The following is a 16638-nucleotide window of genomic DNA, read 5'->3' as shown; positions in this document are numbered from 1 at the left end:
CGCGCTGGCGTTTTGTTGAGCTGCCGCTCTGTCTACAGATAGCGGAGATCCAGCACGCTGGCAGACCAATAGACATTCGCGGCATTGCTGGGTTGCCACTGTCCGTCGAACCCTTTAACACCGGCTTTACGGCGCTCGATATCGAAGCGTACCTCGGTATTGGCGAACTCCTCGTGCGTTTTTTCACCGTCGGCATAGGGCTTGAGCCATTCCAGCGCGGTACGCAGGCTCTGCCCATGGCGGCCTTTCAGGTTAATCCAGTTCTCACCTTGCAACTGCGCTGCCATGGCGGCGCGCAGCAGCGGCTCCAGCGAGTAGACCACGTAGTGCAAGGCATCGCGTTCGGTGAAATCCATCACTTCTCCATCTGCATGAATATTGGCATCTAACTGACGGATAAACGCGGCTTTGGCCTCTGCCTGCAACGTGGCGTCATCTATAGCCACCGCGCTCATGGTAACTAACTTAATGCGATGGCTTTGCCAGTTGTTGCTCCAGATTTTTTTGGCGCTATTCTGGTTTTCGTCCATCGTCTGTAAGTACCCGGTTGCCATTGCATGTAGGAAAGTGCGGGTGCGCTCACGCGTGGATTCCGGCAGGGCGCTGCGCGTCAACCGGTATGCTTCAATCAACCCGTCGAAGCTGGTTTCGTCGATAGGGTTAAAGCTCAGTTGATAGGTTTTCATCCAATCATCCAGATAGAACGTCAAGCGTGACAGCAGCGCAGCATCCTGAGTCCGTTGCCAGGCCAAGGCCAGATCGCGCATATAGCTGAAATCACGCCGTGCCGCGTTAGACATATCGTAGATGCCCTGATGAGGCAAGGTGCCTTCCGTGTGCACGATCGGTATCGCTTGCGGTTTGGAGGATGGTGGATGCGCGACCGTGGATAATAATGCCTGGGTTGAGGGGGCCGTAACCTTGTTGTAAAGTCCTTCACTGGCCTGTACTGCTGGTAGCAACAGCATGGTCAGTATTCCCAGCGCGGCGGGAACACGGTGAAATCGCCGAAAACGGCTGAGCGTCGATTCGACGGTATCCATAACAAGCATCCTGTGATTATCAATCACCACATCATACTGGAATGCGCCAGGTTGGGTTTAGCGCTGTTTCACATTCAGCTTTTTTGTTCAGTGTGGTTTATTCATTTATTGGCTATGCAAAGCCGATAACAGTATTTGTTTTGTGAGTGGATCACGCATAACAATTGAGAAAATAGGTCATCCCAATCCATTGCAGGCCTTTGAGAGGAAAACATGATGTCGGAATTAGGTGAATTAGTGTTTATTTCTCAACGAAATAATCATTGGCATCTGGATGGGGTCGTTGATGAATTACGCCGTGTGCGTCAGCAATGGCGTGACCGTTTTTCTCAGGGCGATTATCAGAATAAACGGTTGCTGCCCTCAAAACAGAGTATCCATAGCGTTGCCGATACGCTGATTAAGGTGTTGTATCCCATGCGATTGGGTGCCACCGATTTGCGTAAAGAGGGGGAAGATTACTACGTCGGCTATCTGCTGGGCACCGCGCTCGATGCGCTGGTGGAAGAGGCGGCGCTTGAATTGCACTATCAGGCAGGCACTCCAACGCAGCACGGCGTCACATCACCCGAGACGTAGGACGCTGAGCACCGTATCCGTAAGTTTGCCACGCACTTGCCAGTGATTCGGCAACGTCTGGACAGCGATATTCAGGCCGCGTATCAGGGCGATCCTTCCGCGCGCAGTCGGGATGAAGTGCTGCTGTGCTATCCCGGTATTCATGCGGTGATGCATTACCGACTGGCCCACGAATTGTATCAACTGGGGCTACCGCTGTTGGCGCGTATCATGACGGAGAAGGCGCACAGCGAAACAGGCATTGATATTCACCCCGGGGCCCAGATCAGCGAAGGTTTTTTTATCGATCACGGTACTGGAGTGGTGATTGGCGAGACAGCGATCATCGGCAAACGTGTGCGGCTTTATCAGGTGGTCACGCTCGGTGCCAAACGCTTTGTCACTGACAATGACGGGCAGTTGCAAAAGAACTATCCTCGACATCCGATCGTGGAAGACGATGTGGTGATTTACGCCGGAGCGACATTATTAGGGCGTATTACCATCGGTGCGCGCTCCAGCATTGACGGAAACGTCTGGCTGATGCACGATGTGCTGCCGGACAGCAATGTGCGCCAGGCTAGCGTGTTGCACACTCAGTATCGCGACGGTGACGGTATTTAATTCGTCGGACACTCCAGCATATAACCGCACTTCCTCATCCTTAAGTGGGTGCATAGCCTACTCCCTTATTGGTAATGAAATCGCATTATGAGCGAGATCAGTATTTTCTTGATCGCGATCGTTGTATTGTTCTGTATATATCGAAACACCAGGACATCAACATGATAAAGAAAATAGGTTATACACTCGGGGTTGTCGGGCTGCTTATGGCGTTTTCCTCTGCGTGGGCGGCGCGTCAGGTCACCGATCAGTTAGGGCGTAATGTCACGATTCCCGATCACGTTAATCGCGTGGTGGTCTTGCAGCATCAAACGCTGAATCTGCTGGTACAGTTGGATGCGCAACAAAGTGCGGTCGGTGTGCTGTCCAGTTGGAAAAAGCAATTGGGGGACAGCTATCTGCGCCTTGCCCCCCAGTTGGCGAATTTACCGATGCCGGGCGATCTGACACAGGTGAATATTGAAAGTCTACTGAAACTCGAACCGCAGGTCGTCTTTGTTGCCAACTATACACCTCCGGAAATGATCTCACAGATTGAACGTGCGGGCATCCCGGTGGTGGCGATCTCCTTGCGTCAGGACAAGCCGGGGGAGGCTGACAAAATCAATCCGATCATGAGCGATGAAAATACCGCGTATAACGAAGGGCTTAAAATCGGCATCCGCTTGATCGGTGATGTAGTGGAACGCCAGAAACAGGCAGAAGCGCTCATCAGTTATACCTTTAGCGAACGGGAAAAAGTCAGTGCCCACATCGCTGCTATCCCTGAAGAGAAGCGTATTCGTGTTTACATGGCCAACCCCGATCTGACCACCTACGGCTCAGGAAAATACACCGGCCTGATGATGTCTCACGCTGGTGCTATGAACGTAGCGGCAGCCTCCATCAAAGGCTTCAAACAGGTCTCTATTGAGAATGTGCTGGCCTGGAATCCACAGGTTATTTTCGTGCAAGATCGCTACCCGGACGTGGTGCAGCAGATTATCAACGACCCGGCCTGGCAGGCCATTGATGCGGTGAAACAGCATCGGGTCTATCTGATGCCCGAATACGCCAAAGCATGGGGATATCCGATGCCGGAGGCGTTAGCCATTGGCGAACTGTGGATGGCGAAAAAGCTCTATCCGGAACGCTTTGCCGATGTGGACATGCAAAAAGCCGCGAATGACTATTACCAGCGCTTCTACCGTATGGATTACCGCGCAGACAATCCAGCAGCACAATGACGTCGCAACGCTATCGTATTACACTGCTGACTGTGGTGGTGGGGACGTTGTTGATTGCCCTGTGCTCATTGGGACTTGGGAGCTATGGCCTTTCCCCGTGGCGCATTGTACAGATACTGGTCGAGCCTTTGTCCGACAGCAATCCGACGCTGAGTGACATTGAACGCCAGGTGGTGTGGAGTGTGCGCTTACCTCGGGTGCTGCTCGCGCTGTGTGCCGGAGCCGGGTTAGCCCTGAGCGGTGCCACGCTGCAAGGCGTGTTCCGTAACCCACTGGTTGATCCACACATTATTGGCGTCTCTGCCGGTGCGGCGTTTGGCGGCACGCTGGCGATCTTGCTGTGCTGGACGCCACTGTTTCTGCTGCTCTCGACGTTCACGTTTGGCATGGCCGCCCTGCTGCTGGTGTTCATGATGGCTGCCGCGTTGGGCAAGCAGAATGCCCTCATCCTGATACTGGCGGGGGTTATCATCAGCGGCTTTTTCGGTGCACTGGTCAGTCTGATGCAATATCTGGCGGATATCGAAGAAAAATTGCCGAGTATTGTGTTTTGGCTGTTGGCGCGTTTCGCCACCACCCATTGGGATAAACTGGTCACACTGGTGCTGCCGCTCGGTCTGGCGGGGAGACTGCTGCTGCGCCTGCGTTGGTACATTAACGTGCTATCGATGGGAGAGCAGGATGCGCGCACGCTGGGCATGGCGGTGCAACCAGTGCGCTGGCTGGTGCTGAGCCTGTGCGCGGCGGTGGTGGCTGCGCAGGTGGCCGTGAGCGGCAGTATTGGCTGGATTGGCTGGATTGGGCTGGTGATCCCCCACGTTGTGCGCATGCTGGTTGGGGCCGATCACCGGCGTTTATTGCCGGTATTGTTCTGGCTTGGTGGCGGGTTTATGGTGCTGGTGGATGATTTGGCGCGCACGCTCAGTGATGCAGAGATCCCGTTGAGGATACTTACGGCGCTGTTTGGTGCACCGCTGTTTGCCGTGCTGCTGTATAAAACGCAACGGCAGCGCAGAGGTTGATACTATGTCACTGATTCGACTATCTACACAGGCGCTGGCGTATGGCTATCACGCGGGAGAGCCGTTTTTCTCACCGCTCGAACTGTGCTGCCGGGCTGGGGAAATCACTGCCATTTTGGGGCCAACGGTCGGGGAAAAACTACATTACTGCACACGCTGCTCGGTTTTCTGCTGCCGCTAGCTGGCACGGTGCAGCGGGAAGGGGGGATGGGTTTTGTGCCACAGCTTTTTACGCCGCCTTTCTCCTACAGTGTGCTGGATATGGTACTGATGGGGCGTGCGGGGCGTATTGCGCTGTTTTCCCTGCCCACGGCGCACGATATTGCTGCGGCGCACCGTGCGCTGGAGATGCTGGGTATCGCGACGCTGGCCGATTATAATTTTAGTAAGCTGTCGGGCGGGCAGCGGCAACTGGTATTAATCGCTCGCGCGCTGGCCTCGGAATGCCAGACGCTGATCCTTGATGAACCGACCGCTGCACTTGATTTGCATAACCAGGCGCAGGTGGTGCAATTGCTGACACAGTTGGCGCGCGAGCAAGGGCTGTGTATTGTACTCACCACGCACGATCCGTCTCATGCGTTGGCGATCGCGCAGCGGGCGTTGTTGTTGATGGCAGACAAACAATACCTCTACGGCCACCGCGATACGGTGGTGACAGAAGAGAATCTGACCCGTCTGTACGGTATTCCCGTGCGGCAGGTTACGCTTGAGATGCCTTTGCAGCAGCCTTATCAGGCACTGATCCCCCTGTTTACCTTAACGGAGCCGCGATGACGCTTCCTATACGCCTCTATGCGGCGTGCAGCCTGCGTAACGCATTGACACCGCTGCTGGCTGTATTTTCTGAAAGCCACGCGTTGGATGTGATGACAACGTTCGGTCCGGCGGGGCTGTTGAGTGAGAAAATCGAGCAAGGGGATGAGGTCGATCTCTTTGCATCGGCAAACTGCGCTCACCCTCTGCGCTTGAAAATTCTAGGTCTGACGCACGACACGATGGTCTTTACCCGCAATAACCTGTGCATTGCGATACGCAATGTACCGCAATTGACCTCGCAGCACTGGTTATCCGCGCTGTGCGACCCCCGGTTTGTGCTCTCAACGTCAACACCAGGAAACGATCCCGGTGGCGATTACGCTTTTCAACTGTTTGAACGTATTGAACAACATCATCCCGGCACCGGCAGATTACTGCGCAACAAGGCCAAACCGCTAGTCGGGGGCTAGATGACGCACAATGTCCCGCCGGGGATGACCGCAGGGAGTTATCTGATCCGAAGTGGACAAAGTGATATGCACATCGGCTATTCCAGCTATTTGCCGCTATTGCTGAATCAGCCGGATTTACACGTGGTTGTCGTACCGCCGCCCTACAACATCACAGCGGAATATATGTTGGCACTGTTGAACCCTGTCAGTCCGGAGGCACGTCTGCTGGCAGACGCCATCTTGTCACCGTGAGGGCAGGATTTTCTGGTCAGTAACGGGTTTACCGCACTGGTCTGACGCGGTAAATCGGTTACTCATGACAAATTCTGCTATGATTGCGGCTCATATGCGCTGTGCCTGATGACAGCGTGTCTTTCCTTTGTCGTCGTTGGTAGAGCAATCACTGTGAGTACAACTTCTTTTTCTTCTCTGGCGCTGCCTGCGGAGCAGCTATCTAATCTTGATGAACTGGGCTACAGCGAAATGACGCCTGTTCAGGCTGCCGCGCTCCCTGCCGTGTTAAGCGGTGTGGATGTGCGTGTGAAAGCGAAGACCGGCAGCGGGAAGACGGCGGCATTTGGTATTGGCTTGTTGAATCGCATCGTGGTGAGTGATTTTACCACCCAGGCACTGGTGCTATGCCCCACGCGTGAACTGGCGGATCAGGTGAGCAAAGAGCTACGCCGCCTGGCGCGCTTTACGCAGAATATCAAAATCCTTACGCTGTGCGGTGGTCAGCCGATGGGGCCGCAACTTGACTCGCTGGTGCATGCGCCGCACATTGTGGTGGGAACGCCGGGCCGGCTTCAGGAACACCTGCGCAAGCAATCCTTGTTGCTGGACAACCTTAAGGTGTTGGTGCTGGATGAAGCCGATCGTATGCTGGATATGGGGTTTAGCGACGCCATTGATGATGTGATTTCCTATACCGCGCCCAAGCGGCAAACCCTCCTGTTTTCCGCCACTTATCCGCAGGAAATCGAACAGATTAGCGCCCGTGTTCAGCGCGAGCCGCTGCGCGTGGACGTGACGGACGATGAAGTTGCCCCCGCGATTGAACAACATTTCTACGAGACCACTCCGCAACAGCGTTTGCCGCTGCTAGTTGCCGTCTTGAATCATCATCAACCCCGTTCTTGCGTGGTGTTTTGTAACACCAAACATGATTGCCAGAGCGTGTTCGAAACGCTGGAAGCGCGTGGGATTAGCGTGTTAGCACTGCACGGCGATCTCGAACAACGCGATCGCGATCAGGTTCTGGTGCGCTTTGCCAACCACAGTTGCCGTGTGCTGGTCGCTACCGATGTGGCGGCGCGCGGTCTGGATATTAAAGACCTGGAACTGGTGGTTAATTTTGAACTGGCGTTCGATCCGGAAGTGCATGTGCACCGCATCGGCCGTACTGAGCGTGCCGGTCAGCCAGGCGTGGTCGTTAGCCTGTGCACGCCGCAGGAAATGGCACGTGTGAACCTGTTGGAAGACGTGCTTGGCATGAAAGTGCAGTGGGCTTCTTCTGATTCCCTCACGCGCAACGCAGAAGCGATGCTTGAGCCGGAGATGATGACGCTGTGCATTAATGGCGGTAAAAAGGCCAAGATTCGGCCCGGTGTATTCTTGGGGCATTAACCGGCGATGCGGGATTGACGGCGGCAGAAGTCGGTAAAATTGATATGTTCCCGATGCATGCTTACGTGGCAATTCGTAAGGCCAGCGCCAAACGTGCGTTGCAGCAGTTGCTTAAAGGTAAAATCAAAGGAAAAAGCTGCAAGGCCCGGTTATTGAAATAATCGTGTGAGGGCAGGTTTAGCCTGCCCTTTACGGATGTCCAGTACCATTTATATTATATATAAACTATTAATTATCTTCTTCAGTTATTCATTTATACATATCTGGTTTTCAGGTTAATAGAAAAATAACTTCAGCGATGAGTAAGTCAGTAGCACCTGTTTGAAGCCATTTCGTTATGCTAGAGTATAATATACTCTATCTTTTTAGACGTATAATATCTTTGTTATCGACGATAGGCTGGCACCAGGGACTCTTTTATCGATCTGATTATAATGATTTTATACTGTGAGATAATGTGTTGATTGAGTGTGAAACAGAAACCAGTATGGATGATGGCGAAAAATAAAGAGAAGAAAACCATCGTGTTCAGCACCATTGAAAATATTCCCCTGATTTCTGTTATGGAACACGCGTCGATTCCTTGGGGAATAAAGAGCAACGAATCAAAATTTGTCTACATGAATCAAGCCGCAATGCACTTTTGCAACATCCCTAAAGGATTTGATGTTGAAGGTCGACTGGATTCGGAGGTTCCGGTCTCTTGGAGTGAATTAGCCCCGGAGTTACAAGCGCACGATAGAAAAGCTGAACAGAGCAAAGAGGGGGGCTGAGATTATAGAAACGGCGCATTTTGGTCGTGAGGCGATTCTTGCGCCTTGGTATTGTGCCAAATTTCCGATTTACGCTGGTGATGGCAAAGTATTAGGCACGATGTTTTATGCCAAAGCATTTAATTTCTATTCGGTATATGATTATTTTTAATAACGGTAAACCCACCGTTATTACGCTTACCCCACCCGTCGATATTTTTACTCCGCGTGAGCTGGAAATCATCTCCTTCGCTATTCGACGACTCTCGGCAAAGGAGATTGCCGACAGGCTGTGCCTTTCCTATCGTACGGTGCAAAATCGCTTGAACGGCATTTACACTAAAGTGCAAACCACATCGCTCAATGGCTTGATCGAATATTGCAGAACGGTAGGGCTGAACGATTATATGCCAAGAAGTCTGTTAAAACAGAAGGTGGATTTTTTCTGGTAGCGCGATCCAGACACCGGCTTCAGCGTGCAATGATGCGATCGAAAAGAAGCTGTTGGATGTCTTCGCGCTGTGCTTGAATAACATGCACGACAATCCTGTTTTGTACGCTGTTAATGGAATAAAAGAACCGATAACCGCTTTCCGTATTACATTCACGGTATTTCATGCAGCCCAATTTAAATAACTGCGGTGAGATAGGGCAGCTTGCAGGGAACGCTGTGACGATATTTTCAAACTCTTGGATCGCAAGCTGTAACACAGAACGATGATCGGTATTGTTACTGCGTAGGAAGAACGCTATTTTGTTTACACAGAACTTTGCTGTTTCTGTATAGGTGACATCGACTCCTGTTTTGTGCCGTGCGGTCATACTGACTCCCTGTCATTGGAACGTTAAATTCCATTTAGCAATTCGTCGCGTGCAAATACCCGCTCTTCCGCGAGATCTTTTTCGGAAATGGTCAGCAGTTTTAACAGGGCGATCGCATCATCGCGTTGCTTTCTTTCTTCAAAAGACTCAATAACATAAGCGGGCATACCATTTTGAGTAACCAAAATCGGCTCAGAAAGCTCAAGCGCAGCCGCATGCTTTTTAATATAGCTGATGGTTTCGACTCTCATAATGACTCCTGTGGTTTACTTTAAATATCGCGGGGCGCATCACAGGGAGATCCTGTGTCACACGATACCGCGTGACAGACAAACCCAAACATGGTCTGAGTGTGGACCATATTTGGATTTTCGTCAATCTTGAAAGCGCCTCACCGCTTCAATTTGAGACAAATCATCATGGCCATTGCGGCCTCACGGTGGCGTCAGCATAAAGACTTTTTCGTTCTGTCCCAGATAGCGTGCCGCTACCCGATTGATATCAGCCACGGTAAGGCGATTCCAGATGGCGAGTTCCTGATCCAGACGAGCAAAGTTTTTGTCATCGGCTGCCGTTTGCGCCAGCGCATCGGCCCAGAAACTTGCGCTTTGCCAGGCGGGTTGCTTTTCGGTGCGCCAGAGGTTTTTGGCTTCCTTAAGCTCCTTTTCTGTCACACCGTGCTGGCGTAATGACGCGATCACTGTTTGGGTCAGACGTGTCATTTCCTCTGCGCGTTCCGGTGCGGTGGTAAAATTTAATCGACCGGTGTAATAGGGCACGGGCAGCTTGGCGAGCATGGAAGCAAAGCCCAACGAATAAATGCCGCTTGCCTGTTCACGCAGCGCAAACCGCAAACGCTGGCTAACGATAGTATCCAGCAATTGCAGTGCCAGGGCCTCTTGCGCTGACCACTGGGCGGGGGCGGCGAACTGGATACTGATCATGCTTTTATCCGAACTGGGGAGGGGATAGGTTTTGATCAGCGTACTCATTTTGGGGCGAATGCCCACATCGCGCCAGTGCAGACGTTGATCCGTTGCGGGTAACGCAGCAATCCAGCGCTCCACCGCCACTTTCACTTTTTGCACATCCACCGCCCCCGCAATCACCAGTGTCATGTCCTGCGTCGCCCCCAACAACTGCTGGTGGCTTTGTTGAAGTTGATAGGCGGTAAACTGCTGCCAGTTGCCCTCAGGGCTGATGGTCAAGCGATCGCCATGCAGATAACTTTCTCGGTTAATGTTATCCAGAAACTGGCGCTCTACCGGCATCCGTTTCAGCGAGGAGGCAAAGCTGGCCTTGTACTGTTCCAGTTTTTGCCCGTTGAACTGAGGCTGAGTGATTTTCAGATAGAGCAGTTTTAGTGCGATTTCCAGCTCATCGGCAGGCGTGCTGCCGCGATAGCCGTGATACAACATCTCGCTATAAGGCTGGAGCGTAAGACTGTGTTGTTTGCTAAACAGCGCGAGCTCTCGACTGCTGTAAGCCCCGTACCCACGGCTTTCCGGTAGTTTCAGCGCCCATTCCACCAATCCCGGCGTTGCCTCGATTTCCAGCGATCGGCCACCGGGAATGCGTAACGAAAACTGCACGTCGTCTTGCAGTGCCTTGTCGCTTTTCACGATGACAGTAATGCGATTGCTCAGCGTCCACTGTTCGGTATTGTCCAGCGGCAGTGGCTGATGTGCACTGATATGCCCGGCGGTAGGGGCGGGCAGCGTTAACGCAACGGCTTGGGCTTTCAGGGCAAACGGGCCTGGCTGAGAGCGGCGAATTTGCTGCCATAGCGTGGTGAACGCTTGAGGCTGAAAGGTGGTGCTGTCGCTATCCAGGCCTATGAGGGCCAAACGGGGCGATGCACTCTCGAGAAACGCCGCGACGTGACGTTGCTGATCGGCTGGCTTGACGTCTTTGATCAGCGCATGGGCCATAAAAAGCTGCTGCTTTTTGTCAAACAGAGGCATCTGGAACGCTAACGCTGTGGTTATCTGATCGGCCAAGTAATCATTCTGATAACGCTGTTGGGTGGCAGCCTGCTGGCTGAGCTTGGCGAGCAGGCGTTGACGTACACCGTTCAGTTCATCATCGCTGACGGGGGATGTCGCCATGCGTTGCACTTCCGTCCAGAACAAGCGCAATGCTCCCTGATAATCTTGCCCTGAAGGACGCACAATCATCAACTGCTGGCGCCGTTTTTCATCCAGCAATGCCCCTTGCTCATTGACCGAGGCTGAAGGGAGTTCACCGTTGTCTACCAATACCGCAAGGCGTTGGTTAAGGATCGGTATCCAGAGGTTATCCAACAGATCGTCACGTTGCCCTGCGGCGGTATTTAGCGGTGTGGTGGCATCACGTTGCAAGGAAAACTGGATCACCCGATCGCCATATTCACGATCAAAGATAGGGGAGACCAGCAGGGTGGATTGTGGCGCAAAGCGTTGCCATTCCGGATTGTCCGGCGTGGCGGGTTGAGCAGGCTTGCTGGAAAAGTAACGCGAAATGGCGCTTTTTATTGCAAATTGATCCAGTTCGCCGACAATCACCAGCGCCATGCGTTCAGGCTGATACCAAGTGCGATAGTACGCTTTTGCTTGGTCTAGCGGTGCCTGCCAAACGATATCCAGCAGGCCGATAGGGTCGCGTTCGGCATAGCGGCTACCGTGATAGCGTAATTGTTCCAGTGCCTGATTAATGCGGAAACCCACACCCTGACGTACCCGCCACTCTTCGACGATCACCCAGCGCTCTTTTTCAAAGGCGTCCTGCTCGAACGTGATCCCCTGTGCCCAGTCGGACAGCAATTGCAGACCGGTTGCGGTTTGCTCGGGTGTAGCCTGCGGCAGCGAGAGCTTATAGATGGTGGAATTGAAGCTAGTCACGGTGTTGACGTGATTACCTAGCTTGATACCTTGTTGCTCAAGCTGTTTAAACCCGCTGGTGCCGGGGAAATGGGTGGTGCCTTTGAACGCCATGTGTTCCGTGAAGAGTGTCAATCCACGCTGCTGTTCGTTCTCTTGTAGTGAGCCGCTTTTCACCAACAGGCGCACCTCGATGCCTTTTTGGGCACGTGGCAGCAGGTAGATATTAAGCCCGTTGTCCAGTGTGAATGTTACATGTCTGTATGCGTCGGCACAGTACTGGCAGTCGATGGGCGATCTGTGCTGGCGCAACTCAGCAGTGCCAGGCTCATGATGCTGATGGCAACGCGATAGGTGAATGGGTTATGACGCATGAAGCGTTCCTTCTGATAACGGGAGATGCTCTGCGGCAGGGGCGTATCCGGTTAAATCGATAACGCGCTCGGCTTCTTCCCGTAAAAACGTTTGGTGACTCACCAGCACGATGGCGCTGTCCGGCAGATGTTGTTTAAGCTGGCGCAGCAGCGCGCGTGCGCTGGATTCATCCAGTGCCGAGGTGGTCTCATCCAGAAGCAGTAATTTCGGTTGGTTTAACAGCAGTCGAGCGAACAGCAAGCGCTGCTGCTCACCGCCAGAGAGTTGCTGTGCCCAGTCGATATCCTGTTCCAATTGGTCGGCTAACGGCATCAGCCCGACAAGGTTGAGCGCATCGCGGTATTGCGCCGTACTGAAAGCCTGGTTCGAACGAGGATAGGCAAGCAGTGTATCCAAGCGGCCGGGGGGCAGATAGCTGTTCTGGGTAATCCAGCAGGTATGAGTATCTTGTTGCACGCTGCCAGTGTAGTAGGGCCAATGGCCACTGAGCGTGCGTAACAGCGTGGATTTTCCCAGACCTGACGGCCCGCCGCGCTTTCAATCATCTCAAACTCACCAGCGTCATTGAGGATCACACCCTCGCCGCCAGTGGTGTACATGGGGATGGTGGAACTGCGTCGTGGGGCGGAAAACAGCAGCCCTGAATTCTCCGTTACGCCGGTTTCAAACGAGCCGCCGAAATCTTCCTTGTTATAGCGGTTCTGGAAACGCGCCGGGTTGCTGGTGTCATTCTTGCTGCTGTCTATCGGCTGGGCTTCGTCATTAAACAGCTTGGTCCAACTGGATTGCGTGGTGCGGTAGTAGGCATGGGCGCTGTTTTCTCCGCGCCAGCGACGGCTGGTCACGTCAACGGTGCCGCCGGTAAATCCGCCGTACTCCACCGGGATGTTGTTGTTATACACGGCAACGCTATCGATCAACCGGCTGCCGATATAGATCCCCTGATCGCCGGTGTCGATGCGGGTTTCCGTTTCGCCATTGTCGTTTTTAGCCGGATCGAAATCGTTGTTAAAGTTGACGCCGTCCAGCTTGTAGGCGTTCTGGAAACTGGAGGCACCGTTAATGAAAATGCGCGATGGCTTGATTTCGCTCTGATTAAGTGAACTGCTGTCGCCGTTGGCAAATTGCACCACCGGGTTGGTTTTCAGCAGGTCCGTCACGTTACCATCACTGGTGTTGCGCTGGGCAATCTCTTCGGAAGTCAGGTATTGCGGCGCGGACATCACATCGGTCGCCGGATGGCGACCCACCACCCCCTGCACGCTGGTTTCCGGGATCACCAGCGCATTACGCGCGGTTTTTTGTGGGCGAACCACAAAGCCCGAACCCTGTGGCACCATTTCCAACCCGGTGCCGAGCAGAATTTTTTGCAGCGCTGTTTCCGGCGTAAAGGTGCCGTTGAGGGCGGGCGCACGCAGCTGTTTTACAGCGGTTGCGTCATACAGCACCTGAATTTGCCCCTGGCGGGCGATAGCATTGATCGATGTTGCCAGCGACTGTTCTGGCAGGGCTATCTGTACGTCTTTAGCGAAAGTCTGTCCACACCAGAGCAGGCCCGCGCAAACGGCGATGGTCAGTTTCTACGGCCTGAAAGAGGGGAAGCGGCGTTTTGTTATCATGTTTTTCGGTCTTAGCATCATGCCAAAATAAAAGCGTCATGCAGGAAGAATTAATAATGAGAATCATCCTCATCTAGAAAAACACAAGTTTTTGCATTATTTTTTCTTTTCTTTATTTATCAATAAATTGTTCTTATCTTGCCAAACCACATTAACAGGCAACAGCAGGGGGAGCGCATTAAAAAAGACGGTTAGATCGTCCAAATTGACTTGCCCGGAAAGGGGGAGATTGCCCAATGCGGCGTCCGACAGCGTGACATTCACGGCATAATAGGGCTTCAGCGTGGCAAGTACTTCGCGTAGCGGTTGATTGTCAAAACTGAGCTGACCGAAGCGCCACTCTCCCACGGCGGCGAGATCAACCGGATTTACCGTGAGGCGATCGCCGCGTGAGTAGCTAGTTGCACTCTCACCCGCGTGCAATAAGGTCTGAGGGACATTGAGTGCAGTAGTCACAGCAACCACACCTTGAGAGACGGCAACCGCTACCCGCTCTTCCGCTTTGCGGATATCGAAAGCGGTGCCGACCACTTTGACCTGGCGTCCATAGATCTCCAAGTAAAAAGGGCGCTGCGGATCGGGGCTAACGCTAAAGTAGGCTTCGCCCGCCTCAAGCCATAGCAGACGCTGGTCGTGCTGGTAGACGATGCGTAAGCGTGAATCCCGGTTCAGCATGATGCGGCTGCCGTCAGAAAGCTGAAGGGTTTTCGGCTGATCGGTCGTCGCCACTGTCAGGCTATCTTGCAGCAGGGCGGGCCACTGGCTGTAAGGCAATACTAGCGCGAACAATACCAACAGACCCACAGCCAGATGTTTCAATGGGCGAAATCCCCAGGGAAAACGCTGGGGGGGCGGGAAGCCAACGCCGGGCGCGGGAGTTCAGCGGCATCGCGCCAGAGCGTAAACATGCTCTCGAAAGCGTGCCAGTGTTGCGCCGAGTGCGCCAGCCAGGCTTCCAACGCCTGCCGCTGCGTGCGGGGCATACGGCGATTTTGGCTACGGGCAAACCACAGCGCCGCTTGCTCATCGATATCCGCCACCAATTGCGGGTCTGTTTGCACGTCAGGCCCTGTGCTCATTGTTCTTCCTCACTGTGTACCGCATTTTCCACATAGCGCTTGCAATGCAACATGGCCCTAGCGATATGTTTTTCTACCATACTGACAGAAATATCCATTTTTTCAGCAATTTCACTTTGTGACAGCTTATCAAACCGGCAAAGAACAAACGCTTCCCGCTGGCGCGCTGGAAGCGTCTCAATGGCATCATACAAACGCTGCAAGCGCTGCTGGTGATTTAGCACCTCGGCGGGATCGTCTGAGACGGAACCTGCGTGGTTCAGGTGTGCCTCTTCCTCCATGGGCGATTGCAACTGTTCCTGCTTCTGATGGCGATGCCAGTAATCAATCAGCACATTGTTGGCGATTTTAAACAGAAACGCGCGGGATTCCTGAACCGGTGTATCCTCCCGTCGGTTAAGCCATTTGGCGAACACATCCTGCGACAGATCGCTGGCATCATGGCGGTTTCCCAAGCGCTTCTGGAAAAAACGTTCCAATTGATGATAGGTTGATTGATAGGCATTGCCGATAAAATGCCGCAATGGTTTGTTTATAGTCATGTGCCTGGTGTTACCCGTCATACTTCAAGTTGCAGGTGCGTTGGCTACGTTCGTTCACCCGAATCACTTACTTGCAGCGTTACGAGACTCATAAATGAGTCTCGCCCTAAAGGGCCAGCGCAAGCGCTGTTCAAAACGTTAACGTTTTGTCCTGCAACTCGAATTATTTAGGGTAAATAATAAAAGTGCATGAAAAATCAGCTCTAATACATTGCTAGCGTGTCGTTTGTGGCACGAATAACGATCGTTTCTTATTTTATTGAGCGCTCTGTATAATAAATATCATTTGCATTCGCGTTGTGTCTATAATCTTCTGTAAAGAAAGTATTAAGCCCTTACGTTACAGCAACATGTTTCCATGTTGCTGCACCGGATAATCAGGCATGGCGAGCAGAGGCAATGAGCAGCATAGGCGTTTTTCTCCTTCCCCGACGTTTTTATCTTGGTGGTTCTGCCGCCAGTATTCTGTTTCACATAACAGTAGTGGCGATCTCAGTCGTCTGGTCAACGCGTGTGATACAAAATCAGAAAGGCGCGTTACCGCCCGTGGTCAGCGTACAGTTGGGTGCCTACCAATTGGAAAAAGCGCCTCCTCAGGTGGTAGAAGGGCCCAAACAGGTTTTTTCCGCGCCTCAACCGCGCCAGCAGCAGGATCAACCTGACGATCCCGTGCTGGATAACTTACCGGTAGTGGCGAAGAGGACACTGGAAAAACGCGTTAACGTGCGCGAAAAACCACGCCCGCAGAAAAAAGAGATACAGCCTGAGGGGCGTAGTGAACCGACTCCTCCGGTCGCGGAAAACGCGCCTGCGACCTCGGCATACAGCGCCGGAGAAGCAACGCGTAGCGCCGCCAATTTCACCAGCGCGGCCCAGCAAGCGATCAGCGGTCAGGTGGGTTGAGAGAGCTTGTTGCATACGCATCTAGCGAAATTCAAACGTTATCCCCGCGCCGCATTGCGCTATCGGGCGACGGGAATTAGTCATATCAGCATGGTGTTAAATGCACAAGGTCAGGTGATTGACGCCGCGATTGTCACGTCGTCTGGCAACCGTATTCTGGATAACGAAGCGCTGGACATTGTTAAACGCGCCGCGCCGCTGCCGCATGAGCTGAACGGTGATGGTCAGGTGCAGGTGGTAGCACCCATTTCGTTTTATTTGTAAAACCTTGCTATACTGTATGCAATTGGGTCTTCCCCGATCATGGTGAGAGACTCATAACCCCATGTTTAACCTGACGTAATGGAACATCACTGCCACCTTAAAGCGTTCTTTGTT

At 53.0% G+C, this 16638-nt stretch carries 15 protein-coding genes and 5 pseudogenes; 10 read left to right on the top strand and 10 right to left on the bottom strand.

Annotation, left to right across the window (positions count from 1 at the left end; translation table 11 throughout):
• Positions 1 to 32 precede the first annotated feature (32 nt).
• The gene (locus CS369_RS01420; RefSeq protein ID WP_244664699.1) at positions 33 to 1043 is read right to left on the bottom strand and encodes an alginate lyase family protein; all 1011 of its coding nucleotides are present in this window, start codon (positions 1041 to 1043) and stop codon (positions 33 to 35) included.
• Positions 1044 to 1286: 243 nt separating this feature from the next.
• Here CS369_RS01420 and epsC point away from each other — a divergent pair.
• The 8 genes and pseudogenes from epsC to CS369_RS24805 all read left to right on the top strand — a co-directional run bounded on the left by epsC (position 1287) and on the right by CS369_RS24805 (position 8514).
• A pseudogene (gene epsC, locus CS369_RS24980) lies at positions 1287 to 2225 on the top strand (serine O-acetyltransferase EpsC).
• A 161-nt stretch (positions 2226 to 2386) separates the two neighbouring features.
• Positions 2387 to 3451 carry an ABC transporter substrate-binding protein gene (locus CS369_RS01410; RefSeq protein WP_196905715.1) on the top strand — a complete coding sequence of 355 codons (1065 nt, stop codon included), beginning with the start codon at positions 2387 to 2389 and terminating at the stop codon, positions 3449 to 3451.
• Entirely contained in the window at positions 3448 to 4473 is a 1026-nt protein-coding gene (locus tag CS369_RS01405) for an iron ABC transporter permease (protein ID WP_196905714.1), read from the top strand. The genes CS369_RS01410 and CS369_RS01405 overlap by 4 nt, the downstream gene beginning before the upstream one ends.
• Before the next feature lie 4 nt (positions 4474 to 4477).
• Positions 4478 to 5250, top strand: a pseudogene (locus CS369_RS01400) (ABC transporter ATP-binding protein).
• Positions 5247 to 5936 (top strand): annotated as a pseudogene (locus tag CS369_RS01395) (molybdate ABC transporter substrate-binding protein). Before CS369_RS01400 ends, CS369_RS01395 begins: the two co-directional pseudogenes overlap by 4 nt.
• 153 nt (positions 5937 to 6089) lie before the next feature.
• Positions 6090 to 7471: pseudogene (gene dbpA / locus CS369_RS01390) on the top strand (ATP-dependent RNA helicase DbpA).
• A 309-nt stretch (positions 7472 to 7780) separates the two neighbouring features.
• Entirely contained in the window at positions 7781 to 8083 is a 303-nt protein-coding gene (locus CS369_RS24810) for a hypothetical protein (protein ID WP_307833633.1), read from the top strand.
• 107 nt (positions 8084 to 8190) lie between these two features.
• Complete coding sequence (locus tag CS369_RS24805; RefSeq protein WP_307833632.1) at positions 8191 to 8514, top strand: helix-turn-helix transcriptional regulator; 324 nt, start codon at positions 8191 to 8193, stop codon at positions 8512 to 8514.
• A 19-nt stretch (positions 8515 to 8533) separates the two neighbouring features.
• Here CS369_RS24805 and CS369_RS01380 read toward each other — a convergent pair whose 3' ends face one another.
• The 9 genes and pseudogenes from CS369_RS01380 to CS369_RS01345 form a co-directional block, all read right to left on the bottom strand.
• Positions 8534 to 8884, bottom strand: coding sequence for a type II toxin-antitoxin system RelE/ParE family toxin (locus CS369_RS01380; protein WP_196905713.1), 351 nt, complete (start codon positions 8882 to 8884; stop codon positions 8534 to 8536).
• Between the two features lie 23 nt (positions 8885 to 8907).
• Positions 8908 to 9135 carry a type II toxin-antitoxin system Phd/YefM family antitoxin gene (locus CS369_RS01375; protein ID WP_196905712.1) on the bottom strand — a complete coding sequence of 76 codons (228 nt, stop codon included), beginning with the start codon at positions 9133 to 9135 and terminating at the stop codon, positions 8908 to 8910.
• Between the two features lie 183 nt (positions 9136 to 9318).
• Entirely contained in the window at positions 9319 to 11931 is a 2613-nt protein-coding gene (locus CS369_RS01370) for an insulinase family protein (RefSeq protein WP_307833631.1), read from the bottom strand.
• A 62-nt stretch (positions 11932 to 11993) separates the two neighbouring features.
• Positions 11994 to 12116, bottom strand: a complete 123-nt coding sequence (locus tag CS369_RS24800; RefSeq protein WP_307833629.1) for a hypothetical protein — start codon at positions 12114 to 12116, stop codon at positions 11994 to 11996.
• Positions 12106 to 12618, bottom strand: a complete 513-nt coding sequence (locus tag CS369_RS24975; RefSeq protein WP_244664702.1) for an ATP-binding cassette domain-containing protein — start codon at positions 12616 to 12618, stop codon at positions 12106 to 12108. Before CS369_RS24975 ends, CS369_RS24800 begins: the two co-directional genes overlap by 11 nt.
• A 38-nt stretch (positions 12619 to 12656) precedes the next feature.
• Positions 12657 to 13688, bottom strand: a pseudogene (locus tag CS369_RS01360) (secretin and TonB N-terminal domain-containing protein); the annotation flags it as partial.
• Between the two features lie 144 nt (positions 13689 to 13832).
• On the bottom strand, positions 13833 to 14555 hold the full coding sequence (locus CS369_RS01355; protein ID WP_196905710.1) for a FecR family protein: 723 nt from the start codon (positions 14553 to 14555) through the stop codon (positions 13833 to 13835).
• Complete coding sequence (locus CS369_RS01350) at positions 14552 to 14815, bottom strand: hypothetical protein (RefSeq protein WP_196905709.1); 264 nt, start codon at positions 14813 to 14815, stop codon at positions 14552 to 14554. Before CS369_RS01350 ends, CS369_RS01355 begins: the two co-directional genes overlap by 4 nt.
• Positions 14812 to 15357, bottom strand: a complete 546-nt coding sequence (locus CS369_RS01345) for an RNA polymerase sigma factor (protein ID WP_196905708.1) — start codon at positions 15355 to 15357, stop codon at positions 14812 to 14814. Before CS369_RS01345 ends, CS369_RS01350 begins: the two co-directional genes overlap by 4 nt.
• A gap of 399 nt (positions 15358 to 15756) precedes the next feature.
• On the opposite strand from CS369_RS01345, the gene CS369_RS01340 reads away from it, so the two are divergent.
• Positions 15757 to 16260 carry a hypothetical protein gene (locus CS369_RS01340; RefSeq protein WP_196905707.1) on the top strand — a complete coding sequence of 168 codons (504 nt, stop codon included), beginning with the start codon at positions 15757 to 15759 and terminating at the stop codon, positions 16258 to 16260.
• 9 nt (positions 16261 to 16269) lie between these two features.
• Positions 16270 to 16524 carry an energy transducer TonB gene (locus tag CS369_RS01335; protein WP_196905706.1) on the top strand — a complete coding sequence of 85 codons (255 nt, stop codon included), beginning with the start codon at positions 16270 to 16272 and terminating at the stop codon, positions 16522 to 16524.
• The last annotated feature ends 114 nt before the right edge of the window (positions 16525 to 16638 follow it).

This window comes from Candidatus Symbiopectobacterium sp. 'North America', assembly GCF_015762685.1.
GTDB lineage: Bacteria > Pseudomonadota > Gammaproteobacteria > Enterobacterales > Enterobacteriaceae > Symbiopectobacterium.
This window is presented reverse-complemented; position numbering and strand designations above follow the sequence as displayed.

Coding starts and splice junctions, on each gene's coding strand:
- CS369_RS01405 (WP_196905714.1), top strand. CDS start 3,448: ATGACGTCGCAACGCTATCGTATTACACTGCTGACTGTGGTGGTGGGG.
- CS369_RS01340 (WP_196905707.1), top strand. CDS start 15,757: ATGAGCAGCATAGGCGTTTTTCTCCTTCCCCGACGTTTTTATCTTGGT.
- CS369_RS24800 (WP_307833629.1), bottom strand. CDS start 12,116: ATGCGTCATAACCCATTCACCTATCGCGTTGCCATCAGCATCATGAGC.
- CS369_RS01345 (WP_196905708.1), bottom strand. CDS start 15,357: ATGACTATAAACAAACCATTGCGGCATTTTATCGGCAATGCCTATCAA.
- CS369_RS01350 (WP_196905709.1), bottom strand. CDS start 14,815: ATGAGCACAGGGCCTGACGTGCAAACAGACCCGCAATTGGTGGCGGAT.
- CS369_RS01420 (WP_244664699.1), bottom strand. CDS start 1,043: ATGGATACCGTCGAATCGACGCTCAGCCGTTTTCGGCGATTTCACCGT.
- CS369_RS24805 (WP_307833632.1), top strand. CDS start 8,191: ATGCCAAAGCATTTAATTTCTATTCGGTATATGATTATTTTTAATAAC.
- CS369_RS01410 (WP_196905715.1), top strand. CDS start 2,387: ATGATAAAGAAAATAGGTTATACACTCGGGGTTGTCGGGCTGCTTATG.
- CS369_RS01380 (WP_196905713.1), bottom strand. CDS start 8,884: ATGACCGCACGGCACAAAACAGGAGTCGATGTCACCTATACAGAAACA.
- CS369_RS01375 (WP_196905712.1), bottom strand. CDS start 9,135: ATGAGAGTCGAAACCATCAGCTATATTAAAAAGCATGCGGCTGCGCTT.